At 58.2% G+C, this 3773-nt stretch carries 5 protein-coding genes; all 5 read right to left on the bottom strand.

The features are described from left to right. Window positions 1–300 (bottom strand): histidine triad nucleotide-binding protein (locus AC1DH9_RS24690; RefSeq protein WP_477808952.1); only part of this gene is annotated, 300 nt, incomplete at its 3' end. An 87-nt stretch (window positions 301–387) separates the two neighbouring features. Then, window positions 388–1176 carry an SDR family NAD(P)-dependent oxidoreductase gene (locus AC1DH9_RS24685; protein WP_477808951.1) on the bottom strand — a complete coding sequence of 263 codons (789 nt, stop codon included), beginning with the start codon at window positions 1174–1176 and terminating at the stop codon, window positions 388–390. A 62-nt stretch (window positions 1177–1238) separates the two neighbouring features. After that, window positions 1239–2159 carry a DUF805 domain-containing protein gene (locus AC1DH9_RS24680; protein ID WP_427544805.1) on the bottom strand — a complete coding sequence of 307 codons (921 nt, stop codon included), beginning with the start codon at window positions 2157–2159 and terminating at the stop codon, window positions 1239–1241. Between the two features lie 81 nt (window positions 2160–2240). Then, window positions 2241–3209, bottom strand: a complete 969-nt coding sequence (locus tag AC1DH9_RS24675) for an NAD(P)H-dependent flavin oxidoreductase (protein ID WP_477808950.1) — start codon at window positions 3207–3209, stop codon at window positions 2241–2243. A gap of 34 nt (window positions 3210–3243) precedes the next feature. Then, window positions 3244–3675: a protoporphyrinogen oxidase HemJ gene (hemJ, locus tag AC1DH9_RS24670; RefSeq protein ID WP_427544801.1), complete on the bottom strand. Its 432-nt coding sequence runs from the start codon at window positions 3673–3675 to the stop codon at window positions 3244–3246. Window positions 3676–3773 lie beyond the last annotated feature (98 nt).

Below are 3773 nucleotides of genomic sequence, written 5' to 3'. Positions count from 1 at the left end.
GTGCATATGAATGTGGTAGACGGTCTGGCCGCCCAGTTCATTGCAGTTCATGACCACGCGAAAGCCTTCTTCGCAGCCCAGCTCCAGTGCCAGGCGCTGGGCGGTGAACAGAATGTGCCCGGCCAGCGCCTTGTCGTCCTCGGTGAGGTCGTTGAGCGTACGCACCGGCTTTTTCGGTACTACCAGGAAATGCACGGGTGCCTGAGGGGCGATGTCGTGGAAGGCCAGGACCTGGTCATCCTCGTAAATGATCTTGGCGGGTATTTCTCTGTTGATGATTTTGGTGAACAGAGTATCCACAGCTGTTTCTCCATTGTGTTGGTCCGGGCTGAGTGTACTCACGGAAGATGCCCGAGCCCAGCCTGTTACCTTTACTTTTAGTGATGCTCAGCGCGGAYAGTGCGCCTTGTTGACCATGCCTACGATGGTTCGGGTCAGCCAGCGTGAGCCGAAGCGTGGTAAAAGCGCGATCCAGCGATTGCGGCGGCGGGGAATGATGATTGCGCGGTTCTTCTCCAGTGCACGTACCGTGTAGAGGGCCACTTCCTCGGGGCTCATCAGCATTTTGCTGTTGGCCAGTTTGTCAGTGTCCAGTTGCGCGGTGCGGAAAAACGCCGTGCGCGTCGGGCCAGGGCAAAGGACCGAGACCTTGATCGCGCACTTTTTCAGCTCGACCCGCAAGCCTTCGGAAAAGTGCAGTACATACGCCTTGCTGGCGTAATAGGTGCTCATCCAGGGGCCGGGGTAGAAGGCGGCCATTGAGGCGACGTTCAGAATCTGCCCGCCGCCCTGCAAGGCCATGCTGTTGCCAATGGCGTGGCACAGGCGGGTCAGGGCGAGGATATTCACTTCGATCAAGTCTTGTTCGGTCATCCAGTCCTGAGCCAGGAACGGGCCGCTGGTACCGATGCCGGCGCAATTGACCAGCAGGTCGATCTGTCGGTCACCCTCTTCGAGTTCCAGCAGAAAACCGGACAGGCGCAACGGTTCGCCCAGGTCACAGGCGCGGAACAGCACCTCGACGCCAAAGCGCTGGGTCAGTTCGATGGCAATACTTTCCAGCTGATCACGTTGACGGGCCACCAGAATCAGGCTGCGGCCGCGTCGCGCCAGCGCTTCGGCCATGGCCAGGCCGATGCCGCTGGAGGCGCCAGTGATCAGAGCGTAACGGGTCATGCAATTCTCCATCGCAACGGCTCGCGGCCTGTGGACAGAGATGTCACAGGAACCGAGCGCGTTTATTCTTTCTCATAGTCTACAGGGGGCTGGGCTGCTTTCGCCGCATCGTCTGCCTCTGCCGCATCCGCCGGCTCACTGCTTCCATAACTGCTGGTCGAGGTGCTTTCGTATTCTTCGGTCAGGGTGCTGAGGCCACCGGCAAGCGCGCCGACAAAAACCACTGCAATCACCACCAGCCACAGCCCGCAGAGAACTTTGACGGCCGTGCTGTTGGGGGGCTGCGGCGCGCCATAGCGATTCGCCCCGATGTTTCCTGGTAGCACCGCGAGTGCAAATGGAAACAGGCTGCCGATAAAGGGCACCAGGTTCAGAAACCACAACCAGCCGGACCAACCAAGATCGTGCAGGCGTTGCACGCTGATGGTGATGTTTATGTAGAGGTACGCCACGAACGCAACGACACATACAATCGTGCTAAGCACCATTTGATTGCCGCTCAGCAGGCTGAGTCCGAAAACGCCAGCGATAGCGCCCATGATCAGTAGCGCCACCAATGACCACGCGAGATAACGCAGGCGCCCGATTCGGCCCTGTACGCTAAACACCTTGAGTTCCGAAAACTCTGGCAGCGCTTCACCAACGGGCGCGCGAGGAGGGCTATAAGGTGATTCGTTGTCACCGAGCGTGGTTGCCGTGTAAGCGGCGGTCGATGAATCGTGAACGTCGGTCAGATTGAGCTCGATCGACGGTTCGGCTTCGATGCGGGCATCGACGCCGGTTTTCGACAGGGCATTCAGATAAGTTTGAGCGTCTGCGTGGGACAAGTCGCGCTTAAGTGCGACAGGCTTTCCGCTGAACAGGCGTTCGATGGCCGAGACGTCGCTTTTGAACAGCTGGGCGAGATTGAGTTTCGCGGTGGTGATGTCGACGCCCGGAAGCAGGGCTCCGTCGAAGACGATCTTGAAACGGTGTTCGCTCATGCCGGGGCATCCTTGTCGCGAGTCTGGGGTCTGTATTCGGCAGTTTAAGCCAGCCGGAATCGGCTGGCCAAACCTTGTGCGTTAGCGCGGCCAGCGCTTGGGCAGTTGAGCTGCGAATTCCTGTGCCTTGCGGTACTCGGCGTCCAGTCTTGCAATCAGTTGATCGACGCTTGGCAGGTCGTCGATTTCACCCACGCCCTGGCCTGCGGACCAGACGGTTTTCCAGGCTTTGGCTTCATCGCTCAAGGGTTTGAGTTTGGCGCCGAAGTTGACTTCACCCTTGCCTTGCAGTGCGTCTACGTCAAAACCGGCATTTATCAGGCTTTGGCGCATGAAGCTTGCCGGCACCCCGGACACCGCAGGCGTATGGACAATGTCGGCGGCCCTGGAAGTCAGCAGCATCTCTTTATAGGCTTCAGGGGCATGGCTTTCGGTGGTGCCAATAAAGCGAGTGCCGAAGTACGCCAGATCCGCACCGAGCAGTTGTGCAGCGAGAATCTCGTGGCCATGGTTCAGGCAGCCGGCCAGCAGCAGGGTTTTGTCGAAGAACTGACGAATCTCGGCAATCAGCGAGAACGGGCTCCAGGTCCCGGCATGGCCACCGGCGCCTGCCGCTACGGCGATCAAGCCATCGACGCCGGCCTCGGCAGCTTTTTCTGCATGGMGTCGGGTCGTCACGTCGTGGAAAACCAGGCCACCATAACCGTGCACCGCATCGACCAGCTCTTTCACTGCCCCAAGGCTGGTGATCACGATCGGAACCTTGTGTTCAATGCAGATTGCCAGGTCCGCTTCCAGTCGCGGATTGCTGTGGTGAACGATCAGGTTCACCGCATACGGCGCAGGATTTTCCAATAGCGCCAGACCCGCTTCGATTTCCTCCAGCCAGGCTTTGAAGCCGCTGCTTTCACGCTGGTTCAGTGCTGGAAAGCTGCCGACCACACCATTGCGGCAGCAGGCGAGTACCAGCTGTGGATTGGAAATCAGGAACATTGGCGCTGCCACGACAGGCAGGCGCAAACGTTGTTCGAGCAAAGCGGGCAGCGACATTGGAAGTACCCCGATAAGTGGCGACTAATTCAGATTAGAACGGCCGTACGACGACCAGAATTACAATAGCCAGCAATATCAGAACCGGCACTTCATTGAACCAGCGATAAAAGACATGGCTGCGGGTGTTTTCGCCACGGGCAAAACGTTTTACCTGCGCGCCACACATGTGGTGATAGCCGATCAGGATCACCACCAGGGTCAACTTGGCGTGCATCCAGGCACCTTGTCCGAAGTAGGCGCCGGGATTGAGGCTGATCAGCCAGATTCCGAAGGCCAGCGTGGCGATCATCGCCGGGCCCATGATCCCGCGGTACAGTTTGCGCTCCATGATGCTGAAGCGTTCCTTGCTGATGTTGTCTTCACTTTGCGCGTGGTAGACGAACAGGCGCGGCAGGTAAAACAAGCCGGCAAACCAGCAGACCATGCTGACGATATGAAGCGCTTTGAGCCACAGATAAAGCATTTTTGGTTATTCCCAGGTTCACGGTAGCCCGAATAGAGCGCTTTGAGCCACAGATAAAGCATTTTTGGTTATTCCCAGGTTCACGGTAGCCCGAATAG

It is taken from the genome of Pseudomonas sp. 05T35 (genome assembly GCF_056396605.1).
This window is presented reverse-complemented; position numbering and strand designations above follow the sequence as displayed.